The 16887-nt window shown below is 58.5% G+C and carries 19 protein-coding genes; 18 read left to right on the top strand and 1 reads right to left on the bottom strand.

Annotated features, from left to right (window positions below; genetic code table 11):
- The first annotated feature begins 7 nt into the window (after window positions 1-7).
- From KGD89_RS23110 to KGD89_RS23025, 18 genes are all read left to right on the top strand, one after another.
- A complete protein-coding gene (locus KGD89_RS23110; protein ID WP_025262097.1) occupies window positions 8-1504 on the top strand; it encodes a phage tail sheath subtilisin-like domain-containing protein in 1497 nt (498 codons plus the stop codon).
- Between the two features lie 60 nt (window positions 1505-1564).
- On the top strand, window positions 1565-1912 hold the full coding sequence (locus KGD89_RS23105; protein ID WP_025262096.1) for a phage tail tube protein: 348 nt from the start codon (window positions 1565-1567) through the stop codon (window positions 1910-1912).
- Window positions 1909-2205, top strand: a complete 297-nt coding sequence (locus KGD89_RS23100; protein WP_025262095.1) for a phage tail assembly protein — start codon at window positions 1909-1911, stop codon at window positions 2203-2205. The genes KGD89_RS23105 and KGD89_RS23100 overlap by 4 nt, the downstream gene beginning before the upstream one ends.
- 130 nt (window positions 2206-2335) lie before the next feature.
- Window positions 2336-4501 carry a phage tail tape measure protein gene (locus KGD89_RS23095; protein WP_025262094.1) on the top strand — a complete coding sequence of 722 codons (2166 nt, stop codon included), beginning with the start codon at window positions 2336-2338 and terminating at the stop codon, window positions 4499-4501.
- Window positions 4485-5843, top strand: a complete 1359-nt coding sequence (locus KGD89_RS23090; RefSeq protein ID WP_025262093.1) for a DNA circularization protein — start codon at window positions 4485-4487, stop codon at window positions 5841-5843. The genes KGD89_RS23095 and KGD89_RS23090 overlap by 17 nt, the downstream gene beginning before the upstream one ends.
- A 4-nt stretch (window positions 5844-5847) precedes the next feature.
- The gene (locus KGD89_RS23085) at window positions 5848-6897 is read left to right on the top strand and encodes a phage baseplate assembly protein (RefSeq protein ID WP_025262092.1); all 1050 of its coding nucleotides are present in this window, start codon (window positions 5848-5850) and stop codon (window positions 6895-6897) included.
- Window positions 6898-6943: 46 nt separating this feature from the next.
- The gene (locus KGD89_RS23080; RefSeq protein ID WP_025262091.1) at window positions 6944-7453 is read left to right on the top strand and encodes a phage baseplate assembly protein V; all 510 of its coding nucleotides are present in this window, start codon (window positions 6944-6946) and stop codon (window positions 7451-7453) included.
- Window positions 7453-7851, top strand: coding sequence for a phage GP46 family protein (locus KGD89_RS23075; RefSeq protein ID WP_025262090.1), 399 nt, complete (start codon window positions 7453-7455; stop codon window positions 7849-7851). Before KGD89_RS23080 ends, KGD89_RS23075 begins: the two co-directional genes overlap by 1 nt.
- A complete protein-coding gene (locus KGD89_RS23070) occupies window positions 7841-8881 on the top strand; it encodes a baseplate J/gp47 family protein (RefSeq protein ID WP_025262089.1) in 1041 nt (346 codons plus the stop codon). The genes KGD89_RS23075 and KGD89_RS23070 overlap by 11 nt, the downstream gene beginning before the upstream one ends.
- Window positions 8869-9468, top strand: coding sequence for a YmfQ family protein (locus KGD89_RS23065; RefSeq protein ID WP_025262088.1), 600 nt, complete (start codon window positions 8869-8871; stop codon window positions 9466-9468). Before KGD89_RS23070 ends, KGD89_RS23065 begins: the two co-directional genes overlap by 13 nt.
- Before the next feature lie 11 nt (window positions 9469-9479).
- Window positions 9480-10721, top strand: a complete 1242-nt coding sequence (locus KGD89_RS23060; protein ID WP_025262087.1) for a phage tail protein — start codon at window positions 9480-9482, stop codon at window positions 10719-10721.
- 15 nt (window positions 10722-10736) lie between these two features.
- Window positions 10737-11327: a hypothetical protein gene (locus KGD89_RS23055; protein WP_051427755.1), complete on the top strand. Its 591-nt coding sequence runs from the start codon at window positions 10737-10739 to the stop codon at window positions 11325-11327.
- 66 nt (window positions 11328-11393) lie between these two features.
- Window positions 11394-11939, top strand: coding sequence for a glycoside hydrolase family 19 protein (locus KGD89_RS23050; protein WP_025262086.1), 546 nt, complete (start codon window positions 11394-11396; stop codon window positions 11937-11939).
- A complete protein-coding gene (locus KGD89_RS23045) occupies window positions 11936-12445 on the top strand; it encodes a lysis system i-spanin subunit Rz (RefSeq protein ID WP_038400061.1) in 510 nt (169 codons plus the stop codon). Before KGD89_RS23050 ends, KGD89_RS23045 begins: the two co-directional genes overlap by 4 nt.
- A 428-nt stretch (window positions 12446-12873) precedes the next feature.
- Window positions 12874-13482: an aminodeoxychorismate/anthranilate synthase component II gene (locus tag KGD89_RS23040; protein WP_025262083.1), complete on the top strand. Its 609-nt coding sequence runs from the start codon at window positions 12874-12876 to the stop codon at window positions 13480-13482.
- 8 nt (window positions 13483-13490) lie between these two features.
- Window positions 13491-14540 (top strand): anthranilate phosphoribosyltransferase, encoded by a 1050-nt coding sequence (gene trpD / locus KGD89_RS23035; protein ID WP_025262082.1) that lies wholly within the window; start codon window positions 13491-13493, stop codon window positions 14538-14540.
- Window positions 14537-15373 carry an indole-3-glycerol phosphate synthase TrpC gene (trpC, locus tag KGD89_RS23030; RefSeq protein WP_025262081.1) on the top strand — a complete coding sequence of 279 codons (837 nt, stop codon included), beginning with the start codon at window positions 14537-14539 and terminating at the stop codon, window positions 15371-15373. Before trpD ends, trpC begins: the two co-directional genes overlap by 4 nt.
- 10 nt (window positions 15374-15383) lie before the next feature.
- The gene (locus KGD89_RS23025) at window positions 15384-16079 is read left to right on the top strand and encodes a lipoate--protein ligase family protein (RefSeq protein WP_025262080.1); all 696 of its coding nucleotides are present in this window, start codon (window positions 15384-15386) and stop codon (window positions 16077-16079) included.
- 12 nt (window positions 16080-16091) lie between these two features.
- Here KGD89_RS23025 and crp read toward each other — a convergent pair whose 3' ends face one another.
- Window positions 16092-16736: a cAMP-activated global transcriptional regulator CRP gene (gene crp / locus KGD89_RS23020; RefSeq protein WP_025262079.1), complete on the bottom strand. Its 645-nt coding sequence runs from the start codon at window positions 16734-16736 to the stop codon at window positions 16092-16094.
- Window positions 16737-16887: the final 151 nt, after the last annotated feature.

Here is a 16887-nt window from a genome sequence, read left to right as displayed (position 1 = left end):
CCAAACAATGGCTATCAGTTTCAATAACATTCCATCCGATGTTCGTGTTCCGCTGTTCTATGCGGAAATGGACAATTCTGCCGCCAACAGCGCATCGGCCAGCATGCGCCGTCTGATCGTTGCCCAGGTCAACGACGATGCAACCGGTCCTGAAATCGGTTCGCTGGTACTGGTGCCCAGTGTATCGCTGGCCAAGAACATCGGCGGCCAGGGTTCCATGCTGGCCTCGATGTACGAAACCTGGCGCAAGGCCGATCCGACCGGTGAAGTCTGGTGCCTGCCGCTGCTCAACACGGTCGGCTCCAAGGCCAGCGCCACCCTCACGTTTACAGGCACTGTCACCGAGTCCGGTCTGCTGAACCTGTACGTCGGTGGCGTACGGGTGCAGGCTAGCGTCGTCAATGGCGCGACCGCTGCCCAGGCGGCCACGGCGTTGTCGGTAAAGATCAATGCTACGCCGGACCTGCCGATCAAGGCCGAGGTCGAGGCGGGTGTTGTGACCCTGTCCGTCAAATGGACAGGTGAGAGCGGTAACGACATCCAGCTGGAATTCAATCGCCTGGGTAAAACCAATGGCGAGGTGACTCCAGCCGGTCTGGCCGTTGTTGCCACTGCCCTGACCGGCGGTGTCGGCACTCCCGATCAGGTGGCTGCACTGGCCGCGCTGGGCGATGAGCCTTTCGAGTTCCTGTGCGTGCCATGGACCGATACCAACACGCTGGATGCCTGGAAGGCAGCAATGGATGACAGCACCGGTCGCTGGAGCTGGGCCAAGCAACTCTATGGCCACGTCTACAGCGCCAAGCGCGGTACGGTCGGTACGCTGGTCGCCGCAGGTCAGCTGCGTAACGATCAGCATGTCACGATCCAGGGTGTCGAAATCGGTGTGCCACAGCCGGTGTGGGTGCAGGCTGCAGCGCTGGCTGCGCGTACTGCCGTGTTCATCTCGGCCGACGCCAGTCGTCCGACCCAGACCGGCACCCTGCCTGGCCTGGACCCGGCGCCTGCCAGTGCCCGCTTCACGCTCACTGAGCGCGAGTCGCTGCTGCGTTACGGTATCGCTACCGCTTACTACGAAGGCGGTTACGTGCGCATTCAGCGTTCGATCACCACGTACCAGAAGAACGCCTACGGTCAGGCGGACAACTCGTACCTGGACAGCGAAACCCTGCACCAGTCGGCGTTCATCATTCGCCGTCTGCAAAGCGTGATCACCAGCAAGTATGGCCGCCACAAACTGGCCAACGACGGTACCCGTTTCGGTGCCGGCCAGCCGATCGTCACGCCAGTCACCATTCGTGGTGAGCTGATCGCTCAGTACGCCAGGCTTGAAGAAGAAGGCCATGTGGAAAACGCAGAACTGTTCGCAGAGTATCTGATCGTCGAACGCGACAGCCAGGACCCGAGCCGTATCAACGTGATGTTCCCACCGGACTACATCAACGGTCTGCGTGTGTTCGCCCTGCTCAATCAGTTCCGCCTGCAGTACGACGCTGCGGCTTAAATTCAACCTCAACATTCAAACCCGCCTTGTGCGGGTTTTTTCATTCTGGAGATATAAAACATGGGTCAGAAAGTAGCTGGTACTTGCTACATCAAGGTCGACGGCACTCAATTGACCATCAGCGGCGGTGTTGAAGCCCCGCTGATGAACATCAAGCGCGAGACCGTCTTGCCGGGTTATTTCAAGGAAACCGACAAGGCGCCGTGGTTGAAACTCACTGCGCTGCACACCCCGGACTTTCCCTTGAAAGCGCTCACCACCGGTGTGGACATGACCATCACCTGTGAATTCAAGAACGGCAAGGTCTACGTCCTGTCGGGTGCGTACCTGGTCGATGAGCCGGGCAGCAAGGGCGAGGAAGGCACCATCGAGCTGAAGTTCGACGGTAACCAGGGGAGCTGGCAATGAGTGAAGTCATCGTACTGGCGAGCCCGGTCGAGGCTCACGGGGAATCCCTTTCGCAACTGACTTTCCGTCGTCCTACGGCGCAGGAAGCACGAGCGATCAAGGCGCTGCCTTACAAGATCGACAAGCACGAAGACGTGTCGCTCGACCTTGACGTTGCTGCGAAGTACATCGCGGTCTGCGCAGGCATTCCTCCGTCCTCGGTCGATCAACTGGACCTTTCCGATATCAACAAGCTGAGCTGGAAGGTCGCGAGTTTTTTCATGGCAGCGGCATCAGGGACCTCCAAGGCCTGATAGCCGTCGTCTACGACCTCGCGTACTTCTGGAAAGTTGATCCCGAACTGATGATGTCCAGGGAACTGGACATCATCACCGAGTCGATTTTGCAGTCGCAGCGTATCAATCAGATCCTGCAGGGGGAGTGATGGCAAATCCATCCAGGCTTGAAGCGCTTTTTAAAGGCGTCGATGAGCTGTCTCCTACTCTGGCTAACATGCGCAAGAATGTTGACGCTTTCAAAACCGGGCTCGAAGGGTCCGGTTTGGGGAACATCAACATTGCAGGCGTGATCGAGGGGAATGCCCTGACGGGCCCCTTGATTGCCGGAGTAAAGGCAGCAATCGGTTTTGAAACATCCATGGCCAATGTGAAAAAGGTCGTGGCTTTCGAGACACCGCAGCAATTCCAGCAAATGGGCACCGATATTCTGGACATGAGCGAACGGCTCCCGGAAACCGCCAATGGAATTGCGGCAATCGTGGCAACAGGCGCCAAGGCCAGCGTGCCGCGTGCCGAGTTGAAAGGCTTTGCCGAAGACGCCGTGAAGATGGGCGTTGCCTTTGGCCAGACGGGTGCTGAGTCGGGCGAGATGATGGGCAAGTGGCGATCTTCGCTTAGCCTCTCGCAGCCTGAAGTCCAAAAGCTTGCCGAGCAGATCAATACCCTGGGCGGTAATGATCTGGAGAAAGAGATTGCAACCATGGTCACTGCGATGGCGCCGTTGGGTGCTGTGGCAGGGAAGGCCAGTGGTGAAGTCGCGGCCATGGGTGCCACGTTGGCGGGCATGGATGTGCCGGCTGATGTGGCGACCAAGGGCGTCAAGAGCCTCATGAAAACCCTGACCGAAGGCGGGCCAGCGAAAGCCGGTGCTTTCAAGGACTTGCAGCTTGATCTCGATCAACTGAGCAAGGGCATGCAGACGGACCCTTCCGGGACTATCGAGAAGGTTTTGAGCACCTTGTCCCAGGTGGATCCAGCCAAGCAGAACGATGTGGTTTCGCAGTTGTTCGGTGCCGAATCACTGGGCGCCATAACGCCGTTGTTGAAGAACCTCGATGATCTGAAGGCCAACTTTGGCAAGGTTGCAGAGGGCGCTAAATCCGCGGGCTCGATCGAGCAGGAATTCGCCGACAACTCGCGCACCACGGCGGTTGCCATTCAGCAGATGCAAAACCGTATGGACCGGCTTGGCACCAATATCGGCGGCATTTTCCTGCCTGCGATAAACGATGCAATCGCCGTCATCGGTCCCATGATTTCCATGGTCGCTGCATTGGCGGCCGAACACCCTGAGGTCATCAAAGGCGTTGTAGGCGCTGCGATTGGCTTTGGCGTGTTGCAAGTGGCCGTGCTGGCCGCGACCAATGCAGCTCGACTGTTCAGCATGGTGATCGGCTTGTCGCCGGTGGGAATCGCTGTGCGCGCTATTGCTCTGGCTGCGGGCGCGCTTATTGCCAACTGGTCTTCCGTCGCACCGTTTTTTGCGGCCGTCTGGGAGTCGATCAAAGGAGCGGCCAGTGTGGCCTGGGACTGGCTCAAGGCTGCGTTCGACTGGACGCCACTGGGCATGATCGTGGCCAACTGGCAGCCATTGGCCGATGTTTTTTCAGCGCTCTGGGGCGTGATTGTGGCGTTATCCACGCCGGTTCTGGATTTTCTGAAAACCCTGTTCGACTGGTCGCCGTTGAGGTTGATTGCAGTGAACTGGCAACCGGTCAGCGAGTTTTACGGCGGCCTGTGGGATGGGATCAAGGCCGCAGCGCTTGTCATCGGCGATGTGCTGAAAACCATGTTCGAGTGGTCACCCCTGGGGATCATCATCAAGCATTGGGAGCCGATCAGAAGCTGGTTCACGGATCTGTGGACGGATGTGCGGTCGGGCATCGACTCGGTATTGAGCTTTTTCGGCTTTGGGGAGGAAGGGATTCTCAAAGGCACTAGCAAAAAACTCAATGAGTTTGCCGAAGCACAAAGGCTTCGCAATGCCGGGCCTGGTGGCGGTACTGGCGCGTTGCTGATGGCAGATGCCGTCGACACCAGTCAGCTGAATCAACAACGTCTCAACGCTGCGACGGGCGTGCCATCGACCAGCCAACTGCTGGCTCCTCCAGGGCTGCCTGAACCCGGCAGCCTGCTTCTGCAAGGAGCAGCTGCTAATCGGCGTCTTGAAGGTGAGCTCAACATCCGTTTTGACAATGCACCGGCGGGCATGCGCCCGGAAGAGGTGAGGACCAATCAGCCAGGCTTGACGATCTCGCCAAGCGTTGGCTACCGAACAATCGGAGGCGCAGGATATGACTACATGGCGTGACAGGCTGATGCCCGCTTCTTTCCGGGGTATTGGTTTCTTTGTCGATACGGATTCTGTTCCGGTCGGTCGTAAAGGTCAGCTTCACGAGTTTCCACAACGCGACGAGCCTTATTTCGAGTCGCTGGGCAAGGAATCCCAAATCTATACGATGGAGGCCTTCCTGGTTGGCGATGACTGTTTCGAGCGTCGTGACAGATTGCTGGAAGCTCTTGAAGTCAATGGGGCGGGTGAGCTTGTCCACCCGTGGCTTGGACGCATGCAGGTGCAGGTTGGCGGTTGCATCCTGAAGCACAACCGGACTGAAGGCGGCGTCGTCAGACTGTCGTTGAAGTTTTATCCGGATCAGCCGCTGCGCTTTCCGACTTCAACGGTCAATACCCGGCGACAGCTCGTGCAGGCATCAGACGGGTTGCTGGCTTCGGCGCTCAAGCGTTACAAGGCGGTCATGTCTGTGGTGGACGCAGTGCGCATCAATATCCAGGCGCTGCGCAGTACGTTGTCGGGAATCTTTGCCGTGATTCAGCGGCAGTTTACCCCCTTCATGACGATCTACTCGGATGTGACCAGCCTGGTTCATTCGCTGGTCAATGCGCCCCTGACGTTGAGCACAATGTTCTCCAGTTTCTTTGCCAGCTTTGATGGGGACAGCAGTAGCGGCAACAGTAGCCGTGCCGGCTCAAGTGCAAGCTTCAATGCGAGCACAGGGTCAGGTTCAGGCACTGGCACAAATGCCGGAACAGCTACCAGCGGGAGCGCGAGCAGCAACGGTTCGTCCGTCAATTACAGGGCGACGATTTCCGATGCCACGCAGCAGGCCGAGTCCATTGCCAGTATCAATCTGGTCAATCAGGGCGGCGGTCTTGATACCGGCTCCACGGCCCAGGCAACTGCCAATCTGGTTCAGGATGCTTTGCTGGTCAAGGTTGCCAGGGTTGTGGCGAGCATGCCGGTTGCCACTGCTGCGGTACCGATCATTGCCACGCCGTCACTGGAGCATCAAGTGGTAATGCCGGTCGATCGTGCGCAGGTGCCTGTTGCCGATGATGTGATCGAGTTGCGGGACACCCTCAGTTCGGCCATCTGGGAAGCCTCGCTGAAAGCGGACCCTGAGCATTACCTGGCGCTCAACACATTGCGCCAGGCCTTGATCCGTCATCTGAACGCGGTGGCTGCTTCCGGGGTACGACTGGTCGACATCAAGGTGGCCGAGCCGCTGCCTGCGCTGGTGCTGGCTTATCGCCGCTTCGGCGATGCTACCCGCCTGACCGAGGTTGTGCAGCGTAACCGTGTCCAGCATCCAGGCTTCCTGCCGCCAGGCACTCTGAAAGTCGCGCAGGAGTAACCCCATGGAGAAGGAAAATACGGTCACCTTGTCGGTGGGTGGTATGGATTACGGTGGCTGGAAAACCATTTCGATCTCTGCCGGCATCGAGCGTCAGGCCCGCAGTTTCACGATGGGCATTACCTGGCAGTGGCCTGGACAGAACATCACCCGGCCTATCGGGCAAGGCGACAAATGCGAGGTTCGTATCGGGGGGGATCTGATCCTGACGGGCTGGGTTTTTGCGACACCCATCAGCTATGACGACAAGACGATCACCCTGAGTATTTCCGGGCGCTCTCTGACGGCCGATCTTGTCGATTGCACGGTGATCAACAAACCCGGTCAGTGGAAGGGCCAAGGGGCGCTCAGCATCATTCAGGCGCTTGTTGCTCCTTACGAGGTGGGCGTGGTGAGTGAAATCGCTGAAACCGGCAAGATTTCCGACCACACCATTGAACCTGCTGAAACGGTGTTCAAGTCCATTGACCGGATCCTGACGAAGTTTCGCATTTTCTCTACCGACGATGAGCAGGGGCGTCTGGTGCTGGCCAGGCCTGGCAGTAAGGGACGGGCAGTGGATCGGCTGGAGCTGGGGCAGAACATCCTTTCTGCGTCGGCGCCTCTCGATTTCTCCGGCACTTTTTCCGAGTACCGGGTGATCGGACAACGGGCAGGCAATGACAAGACGTATGGCAAGCAAGCCAGCGAAGTGTCGGCGCAGGCTCTCGATGACAGGGCCAATCGCAAGCGCGTCCTGGTCATCCATGAGTCGTCACCTGTGACTCCCGAGCTTGCCCAGAGCCGCGCGAACTGGGAGCGCAGCAATCGCATGGGCAAGGCGCAGGTCACGACCTACAAGGTGCAAGGATGGCGGCAGACCAATGGCGATCTCTGGCGTCACAACACGCTGGTGCGAGTCGTGGATCGGGTGATCGGGTTCGATCAGGACATGTTGATCTCGCAAATCACGTACAGCCTCGACGAGAAAGGAACGCTGACGACCCTTGTGGTCGGCCCTCCTGAAATGTTCGACGCCGAACCCGACGACCCGCACAAGACTGGCAAAAAGTAGAGAGCGGCAACGCTACGTTGTCCTCCCCCGAAAAGGAAAAACCCTAATGAGCATACTCAATCGCATGCTGGCGCGGGGCACGGTTGTGCTCGCCAGGGCGACCAGCAAGATGCAGGCGCTGCAAATGCACCTGACCGCAGGTGAAATCAAGGACGATATGGAGCACTTCGAGCCCTACGGTTTCACCTGCAACCCTTTGCCTGGCGCCGAAGGCATTGCAGCGTTTATCGGCGGTGACCGGTCCCACGGGCTGCTGCTGGTTGTCGCCGATCGTCGCTACCGACTCAAGGCCCTGGAGTCGGGGGAGGTGGCGATCTACACCGATGAGGGAGACAAGATTCACCTCAAGCGCGGCAAGGTCATCGACATCGAAACCAACACCCTGAACGTCAAGGCCGCCGTGGCGGTGAACTTTGATACGCCGCAGATCACCCAGACCGGCAAGATCGTTTCCCAGGGCGATCAGGTTGCGGGCGGCATCAGCCAGATCAGCCATACGCACGGTGGCGTACAAGGCGGCAACGGCCAGAGCGGGCCACCCGTGGGAGGTGCCTGATGATTATCGCAGGCTCTCTGGAAGCTTCATTGTTGCGCTCGGTCATCATCAGCCTCTTCACCTGGCGTCGCGCCGGGCCGGATGACCAGATCGACGATGACGAACGTTATGGCTGGTGGGGCGATACCTATCCGGCGGTGACGGATGATCGTATCGGCTCCCGTCTGTGGCTGTTGCGGCGAGTGAAACTCACCGCTCAGACGCAACGGGATGCCGAGTTCTACGCTCGCGAAGCGCTGCTCTGGCTGATCGAAGACGGCCATGTGCAGGACATCGAAATCCTCACCGAGCGGGTTGATAACCACCGCTTGAATCTCGGCGTCGTGCTGGTCGTTTCCAACGGGCAGATCGTGCGCTTCAACCCATCCGAACAGTGGCAGGTGATCTATGCCGTTTGAAACTCCTACATTGCCTGCGCTGGTCAGCCGTATACAGGTCGACATGGCTGATGAAGCGCTGCGGCAATCCGATGCACGTGTGTTATCGCGTGCCCACAGCGGTGCAGCCTATGGGCTTTATGGCTATCAGCGCTGGATCGCCGACCAGATCCTGCCCGACACGGCCGATGACGAAACCCTGGAGCGGCAGGCCATCCTCAGGCTCCGGCAACCGCGCAATGCTGCGCAACCGGCCAGCGGCTCGGTGCGCTTCACGGCGGCTGCGGGTGCGGTGCTGGATGCCGACACCGTACTGCAATTCAGCGATGGTCGTGCCTATCGCGTTACCCAGGGCCTGACCACGGTGGCAGGCAATAACGTGACCACCGTCGAGGCGGTGGAAGCGGGCATTCTGGGTAACGCCGATGCCGGTCTGGTCATGACGGCCGTGCAGCCCATCGAAGGGATCGACAGCAGCTTTACTGTGCTGGCTGACGGTCTGAGCGGTGGTACCGCCCAGGAAAGCATCGAATCGTTGCGTGCTCGAGTCATCCGTTCCTACCGGCTCATTCCTCATGGTGGCAATCAGGATGACTACGTGACCTGGGCGATGGAAGTGCCGGGGGTGACCCGCGCATGGTGCGTGCGCCGTTACATGGGGCCGGGCACCGTGGCGGTTTTCGTCATGCGTGACAATGACACGACGTCTGTGCCCAATGCCGAGGAGCTTGCCCAAGTGGCCGCCTATATCGAGCCGCTAAGGCCGGTGACGGCCGAGGTGTACGTGCTGGCTCCGATACAGCGGCGTGTTGTCTATACGATCAAGCTGATGCCGGATACCTCTGCCGTGCGTGCCGCCGTCGAGGCGCAATTGATGGACTTGCACAACCGTGAAGCAGGGCTTGGCGAGACGCTGTTGCTGACGCATATCGCCGAGTCCATCAGCGGCGCGGCGGGCGAAACCGATCATGTGTTGATCACGCCTGTCGCCAACGTGCAGGCCAATCCCAATCAGTTACTGGTATTCGGGGGGATTGTATGGTCGTCCTGAGAACTGCCAGCCAGTATGCCGAGCAACTTCAGGCTCTGCTGCCATCGGGGCCAGCCTGGGACCCGGAGCGGGTTCCCGAGTTGCAACAGGTGATCACGGGGTTATCCCGGGAGTTTGCCCGTATCGATGGCCGGGCCTTTGACCTGCTCAACGAGATGGACCCCGCGGGTATCAGTGAACTGGTTCCGGATTGGGAGCGTGTCATGAACCTGCCCGATCCATGTCTGGGCCTGAGCCCCTTGTTCGAGGACCGGCGCCTGTCGGTGCGACAACGGCTGGTAGCCGTAGGAGGGCAGACCCCCGCGTTCTATGTCGACATTGCCATCAGCCAGGGCTATCCCAACGCCACCGTCACTGAATATCGAGCGCCCCGTATGGGGCGTTCTCGTTTCGGCAAGGCGCATTTCGGGACCTGGAATGCGCAGTTCATGTGGATGCTGAACACGGGTGGTCGTAGACGGCTTGGGCGCCGGTTCGGCGCGAGTTATTGGGGTGAACGCTTCGGCGTGAACCCGGGGACGGCTATCGAGTGTTTGATCCGTCGTGCTGCACCTGCCCATACCACCGAATTCATTAATTTCAACTGAGGAGTAATACCGTGGACTATCCCAAAAGTGTCCCCAGCGTCGGGCTGGTGAATGGAAAGTTTGTTGATGAAAATACTGTCTCCGGCGCGCCGGGATCTCTGATTTCCGCCAGTTGGGGGAATGCGGTAACGGATGAGTTGCTGGCCGTTATTCGAGCCGCTCAGATCGACCCGAAAGAAGACGATCTGGACCAGTTGCTTGAAGCCATTCGGTACATCGTTCAGAACGATGCTTATACCAAGGGCCGCGTTTATAACAAGGAAGAAATCGATGCATTGTTGAAAAAAAACAATGTGGTGCCGATTGGCATGATGGTGCCGTTTCCAAAGGCAGATGTTCCGCCTGGGTATCTTGAAGTTGATGGCAGTTTGCAGAGTATTGCCGCTTATCCTGAGTTGGCTGCTTATCTCGGGACTGGGTACAACAAGGCGGGTGATCCTGCGGGTTACTTCCGTCTTCCTGAATCGCGTGGTGAGTTTCTGCGAGGTTGGGACCATGGACGCGGTGTTGATAGTGGACGGGGGCTGGGTAGTTTTCAGGCCGACAGTCTTCAGGGTTTCCGTCAGGAGTCAATGAGACACTTGGGTGGGAATCTGGGGAACGATGATGGAGGGAGCGGTACCATTGGCCTTGGCTTTGCAATGGGGACAGCAACACAGGGTTCCCGCCCGCGCAACCTGACAGGTGCTTTCGTGACTGACGGTGTGAATGGAGAGCCTAGAGTGGGCTCCGAAACACGCGGTCGAAACGTTGCGGTCATGTGGTGCATCAAGGCCTGGAGTGCGCCGACTAACCAGGGGAATATCGATATCGCTGCACTAAAAGCGCTTGCGGTACAGGCCACGGAAATCAATTGGGGACTGGCCAGGGTTGCCACCCAGGCGGAGGTAAATGCCGGAACGGATGACGCTACATTCGTCACCCCCAAGAAGCTTCGTAAAGGCTTTGCCATCAGCCTCGGTGAGAATGGGTACGTCGCTTTACCCAGCTGGCTTGGAGGTCTGATTCTGCAGTGGGGGCTTACTTCTGTCACCGCTTTTGATACGCCGAGGACTACAAGTTTTCCATTGCAATTTCCTAGCGCATGTTTGTGCGCAATCCCGCAAGCCTTTAACCCCGCTTCAAATGAAGGCATTGACTCTGGACCTCAAGTGTCCAGTGTTTCGGCTACGAGCTTCTCCTGCTTCATCCAGAACTATATGGGCGGAGCCTCTGCACCTATAGGGTTCTACTGGTTCGCTATCGGCTATTAAGTATAAGGAGTCATCATGCAACGTTTTTACAGTTCAAGCACAGGCTGCACATATCTGCCATCAATCCATGGCAGCCAGATCCCTGTGGATGCCGTGGAGATCTCCGAGGAAATCTACACATCCGTGATCGCCAACCCGCCAGCGGGCAAAGTGCGTTCGCACGATGAGTCGGGTTTGCCGATTCTGATCGACCCCGTTCAGATCGTTGCGACTGCCGACGAGTTGTGCGAGCAGATCGACGCGGTGCGACTGGTAGGCACGCTCGAGGCCTTGCGCGTTCTTGAGTACAGCCTGGCCGTCTCCGAGGCGCAAGCCTTCAAGGCCGCCGGCTACCCGGTCGACGCCGTTCCTCGTGCAGTGGCGGCCTATGCCATCAATGGTCGAACGCCTCAGGAGGCGGCGGAGGCGATTCTTCAGGCATCGGCGGATACCGCCGACATGCTTTACCAGATCCGCGAAGCGCGTCTTGCGGCCAAGGAGAGCGTGCGTGCCCTGGTGGCCGCTGGCGAGCACGAGCAGGCGAAGGCGGTTGTCGCCACCGTGATTGATCTGATCAGGGAGCTGACTGCTGGAAGTGGGGGTGAACCTTTGAAGGCGGTGCAGTGACAGGCCTGAATGACCGTCAGGACAAACGAATAGCCCCGGACAGGGGCTTTTTTGTATGGAGGCAACATGCCCATAACTCAACAACAGCTCCAGCAAATCCTCCCTAACGCCGGCTCTAAAGCCGGCGTTTTCATTTCCGCTCTCAATGCCGCCATGACCCGATACAGCATTATCACCCGGTTACAGGTGGCGGCTTTTATCGCACAGATCGGTCACGAATCCGGTCAGTTGCGGTATGTCCGTGAGCTGGGAAGTGACGATTACCTGAAGCGGTACGACACGGGGCAACTGGCGTTGCGCCTGGGTAACACGCCTGAAGACGATGACGATGGTCAGTTCTATCGTGGACGGGGGCTTATTCAGGTGACAGGCCGGGCGAACTATGTCGCCTGTGGCGAGGCGCTGGGGCTGGATCTGCTCAATCGCCCCGAGTTGCTTGAGCAACCGGAGCATGCCGCCATGTCCGCGGCCTGGTTCTGGGATCGGGCAAGGCTGAATGCTTTGGCTGACAGGGGGGATTTCCTGTTGATCACCCGACGTATCAATGGCGGCACCCATGGTCTTGCGGATCGTGAAGCCATATATCAGCGCGCTTTGAAGGTGTTGTCATGACGACTCTGGATCTGCGCTCTGTGGTCCTGGCGATGTTGTGTGGTCTGGGGCTTGGCTTTTGGGCTGCGTGGCAATGGCAGGCGCACAGTTACGGACAGCAATTGGCCGAACAGGCCGGGATTCATCTGCGTGAACGTGAGCTTGCTTCCAAGGCGGTCATCGCCTGGCAGGAAGCTCAACAGAAACTGCGGCGGGACATGGAAGCCCGCCTGCACACCAACGATGCTACTCACTACAAGGAATTGAGCGATGCACAGAAACTTCAGGCTCGCTTGCGTAGTCGTCTGGCTACCTCTGATTTGCGGTTGTCAGTCCTCCTCGCCGCTCCCGCCAGTGGTGGTGGAGAGCCAGCCACTGCCACCACCGGCAGCCTGGTTCATGGAAGCACGCGAGCCGAACTTGACCCAGCGGCTGCTCAACGAATTGTCGCCATCACCGACGACGGCGACCAGGGACTGATTGCGCTCAAGGCCTGTCAGGCCTATGTGCGCGAGATAGCCCGTTGATTTCCCGATGTGAGCGTTCAGTAACTGTGGGAGCCGGCAAGCCGCCTCCCACTCCACATTCCCCTTCCGTACCCGCAGACACTGATCTGCCCCTCCAAAAGTCATCTGATCGGATACATGGCCTGATTTCCCCGGCACAATCATATTGCGCCGTGTGATTCGGTAAGTTAATGTCCCGAAACGTATAGATGAGACGCCTCCCGTGACGATTGTCAGCAAACTCTTGATGCGCGTTATCAAGGCCCACGCCCGTTGGCGTTGGCGCGCCTGACTATTTCTTTTCCGGCCTGCCCGGACCTTTACCTGTATGCCTTCGATCCCCCTGATGTATTGCGCCAGGTCACGTGCCGGACCTTTGGTGCATACGCAAGCGGGCCAGAATTCGGAAGGCTGAATAAAGTCAGTAAATTCAAAAGGTTGATAGCAACATGCTGCTGATGATCGATAACTACGACTCCTTTACCTATAACGTCGTGCAATACCTCGGTGAACTGGGTGCCGACGTTAAAGTGATTCGTAACGATGAGTTGACCATTGCTCAGATCGAAGCCTTGAACCCGGAGCGCATTGTCGTTTCCCCCGGCCCTTGTACGCCCAACGAAGCCGGCGTCTCGCTTGAGGTGATCACTCACTTCGCGGGCAAACTGCCGATTCTGGGCGTTTGCCTGGGGCATCAGTCCATTGGTCAGGCGTTTGGCGGTGACGTGGTGCGCGCCCGTCAGGTCATGCACGGCAAGACCAGCCCTGTCGTCCATGAGGACAAGGGCGTGTTCAATGGCCTGAACCACCCGCTGGTCGTGACTCGTTACCATTCGCTGGTGGTCAAGCTCGACACCTTGCCTGATTGCCTTGAGGTCACCGCCTGGACCGCGCTGGAAGATGGTTCGGTGGACGAGATCATGGGGCTTCGCCACAAGACACTGAATATTGAAGGGGTGCAATTTCACCCCGAATCGATCCTGACAGAGCAGGGACACGAGCTGTTCGCCAACTTCCTCAAGCAGACCGGCGGCACTCGTCAGGAGAACCTATCGTGAGTTCACCCATGAATATCAAGACGGCGCTCAACCGCGTCGTCAATCATCTGGATCTGAGCACAGACGAGATGCGCGATGTCATGCGTGAAATCATGACAGGCCAATGCAGCGAAGCGCAGATCGGCGCCTTTCTGATGGGCATGCGCATGAAAAGCGAGAGCATCGATGAAATCGTCGGTGCTGTCTCGGTCATGCGCGAGCTGGCAAACAAGGTCGAACTGCAGTCTCTGGACAAGGTTGTAGATATCGTCGGCACCGGTGGTGATGGCGCCAACATCTTCAACGTCTCCACGGCTTCGGCGTTCGTGGTTTCGGCGGCGGGGTGTACGGTGGCCAAACACGGTAACCGTGCCGTTTCAGGCAAGAGCGGCAGTGCCGACCTGCTGGAAGCTGCGGGTGTGTACCTGAACCTCGATCCGGTCCAGGTTGCACGTTGCATCGACAGCGTGGGTATCGGCTTCATGTTCGCCCAGTCTCATCACAGTGCTATGAAACATGCCGCCGGCCCTCGGCGTGACCTGGGGCTGCGCACCCTGTTCAATATGCTCGGCCCGCTTACGAATCCGGCTGGCGTTCGTCATCAAGTGGTGGGAGTGTTCAATCAGGCGCTGTGTCGCCCGCTGGCGGAAGTCCTGTCTCGCCTGGGCAGCAAGCATGTGCTGGTGGTGCATTCCCAGGATGGCCTGGACGAGTTCAGCCTTGCGGCACCGACTTTTGTCGCTGAGCTGAAGAACGGCGAAATCACCGAATACTCGGTACAACCCGAAGACCTGGGCATGAAAAGCCAGAGCCTGTATGGTCTGGCGGTCGAAAGCCCGGCAGCCTCTCTTGAGCTGATTCGGGACGCCCTTGGGCGTCGCAAGACTGAAAATGGCCAGAAGGCCGCGGAAATGATCGTGCTCAATGCCGGTGCGGCGCTCTACGCTGCTGATCATGCCACCAGCCTCAAAGAAGGCGTAGAACTGGCACACGATTCTCTGCATACCGGCCTGGCCCGGGAGAAGCTGGACGAATTGGGTGCTTTCACGGCGGTATTCAAGCAGGAGAATGAAGGATGAGTGTGCCAACCGTACTGGAAAAAATTCTCGCCCGTAAAGCTGAGGAAGTGGCTGCTCGTCGTGCCATTGTGACCCTGGCAGAGTTGGAGCGACAGGCTGCGGTGGCCGACGCGCCTCGCGGCTTTGCCAATGCCTTGATCGAGCAGGCCAGAAGCAAGCATCCGGCAGTAATTGCCGAGATCAAGAAGGCCTCGCCGAGCAAGGGCGTGATCCGGGAAGACTTTCAGCCTGCCGAGATCGCCAGAAGCTATCAGGCCGGCGGTGCGACCTGCCTGTCGGTCCTGACCGATATCGATTTCTTCCAGGGCGCCGACGCCTATCTGCAGGAAGCCCGTGCGGCCTGCAAGCTGCCGGTGATCCGCAAGGACTTCATGATCGATCCGTATCAGGTCATCGAAGCCCGTGCTCTGGGTGCCGATTGCATCCTCTTGATCGTGGCGGCGCTGGATGACGTGAAAATGGCCGAATTGGCCGCGGTTGCCAAAGGTGTGGGTCTGGACGTTCTGGTTGAAGTTCATGATGGCGATGAGCTGGAGCGCGCCCTGAAAACCCTCGATACCCCGCTGGTCGGTGTCAACAACCGCAACCTGCATACCTTCGAGGTGAGCCTGGAAACCACGCTGGATCTGCTGCCGCGCATTCCTCGTGATCGATTGGTCATTACTGAAAGCGGCATCCTTAACCGTGCCGATGTCGAACTGATGGAAATCAGCGACGTGTATTCATTCCTGGTAGGCGAGGCCTTCATGCGCGCCGAGCAGCCGGGAGCGGAGTTGCAGCGGCTGTTTTTCCCGGAGCGTGGCGTGCCGGTCAGTGGGTCGGCTCTCGATTGAGCCTTAGATCATGCCGGTAGTCGACATCTGCATCGAGAAAGGCCTGCAGGCCGAACAGGACCTGCTGGCTTCGGTGTGTGCCGGTGATGCGGATCATGGGCTGCTGTTCTGGCGTCCCAACGATCAGGCGCTGGTCATGCCACGCCGGATGAGTCGCCTGCCGGGCTTTACCGAAGCCAGTGAAACCCTTGCAGACAGCGGCTGGCCTGTCCTGCTGCGTGAAACGGGTGGTGAACCGGTGCCGCAGTCTTCTGCCACCGTGAACATTGCTCTGGTTTATGCGCAACCCGGTACGGACGCCGATCGGGACAGAATAGAAATCGCCTACCGACGCTTGTGTCAGCCGATTCTGGATCTGTTGACTGAATTGGGTGGCCAGGCTTCGTTGGGGGAAGTGGACGGTGCATTCTGCGACGGCCGTTTCAACGTCAACCTCGATGGCCGCAAGATGGTCGGTACCGCCCAGCGCTGGCGTCAAAGCCAGGGTGGAACACGTCCTGTGGTACTGGCTCATGGCGCCTTGTTGCTGGATAACGAGCGCCAGCAGATGGTGGCTGCAGTCAATCGCTTCAACGAATTGTGCGAGCTGGAAGCGCGCGTGCGAGCCCAAAGCCATATTGCACTGTATGAAGCCTTTCCCGAGAGCCGCTTCAGTGTGCTCGAACGCCTCATCCAGTCTTATCGGCAGATGCTGGCCGGGCTCTGAGCGATACAGGCCTCAACGGGTTCCGAACACCACCATGGTCTTGCCTTTGACGTCGACCAGTTGCTGTTCTTCCAGGGCCTTGAGCACGCGCCCGACCATTTCCCTCGAGCAACCCACGATACGTCCGATCTCCTGGCGGGTCACCTTGATCTGCATGCCGTCGGGATGAGTCATGGCATCCGGTTGCCGACACAGGTCCAGCAGCGTGCGGGCCACTCGTCCGGTCACGTCGAGGAAAGCCAGATCACCGACCTTGCGCGTCGTATTGCGCAGGCGATCAGCCATCTGGGCGCCCAGAGCATAGAGAATTTCCGGTTCCTGGTGCGTCAGCTCGCGGAACTTGCAATAAGAGATCTCGGCCACTTCGCATTCAGTCTTGGCGCGAACCCACGCACTGCGCACGGTTTCATGGCCGGTCTGCTCGAACAAGCCCAGTTCACCGAAGAAATCCCCGCTGTTGAGATACGCGACGATCATCTCCCGACCTTCGTCGTCCTCGATCAGGATCGTTACCGAGCCCTTGAGAATGATGAACAACGACTCGGACTTCTCGCCAGCGCAGATGATATTGCTCTTGGCGGCGCAGCGACGACGTTGGGCATGGGGGAGAAGCTTTTCGAGACTCTTTATTTTGGGTACCACTGAGATTGCGACCATGCGTGTATTCCGAAAAAAGATTCTTCGCCAAATGGCACTCTCATAGGTATCGGCTGCACTGGCATTCTCGCCAGCTTTTCGACGAGGGTTTGAAACCATTTGGGAGCTTTCCTACATATTGGCCGCAAAAAGCATTTTCAGAGGCTGCTCC

The organism is Pseudomonas cichorii, assembly GCF_018343775.1.
Lineage (GTDB): Bacteria > Pseudomonadota > Gammaproteobacteria > Pseudomonadales > Pseudomonadaceae > Aquipseudomonas > Aquipseudomonas cichorii.
The sequence above is the reverse complement of the archived record's forward strand: the minus strand, read 5'-3'. Positions and strand labels throughout refer to the sequence as shown.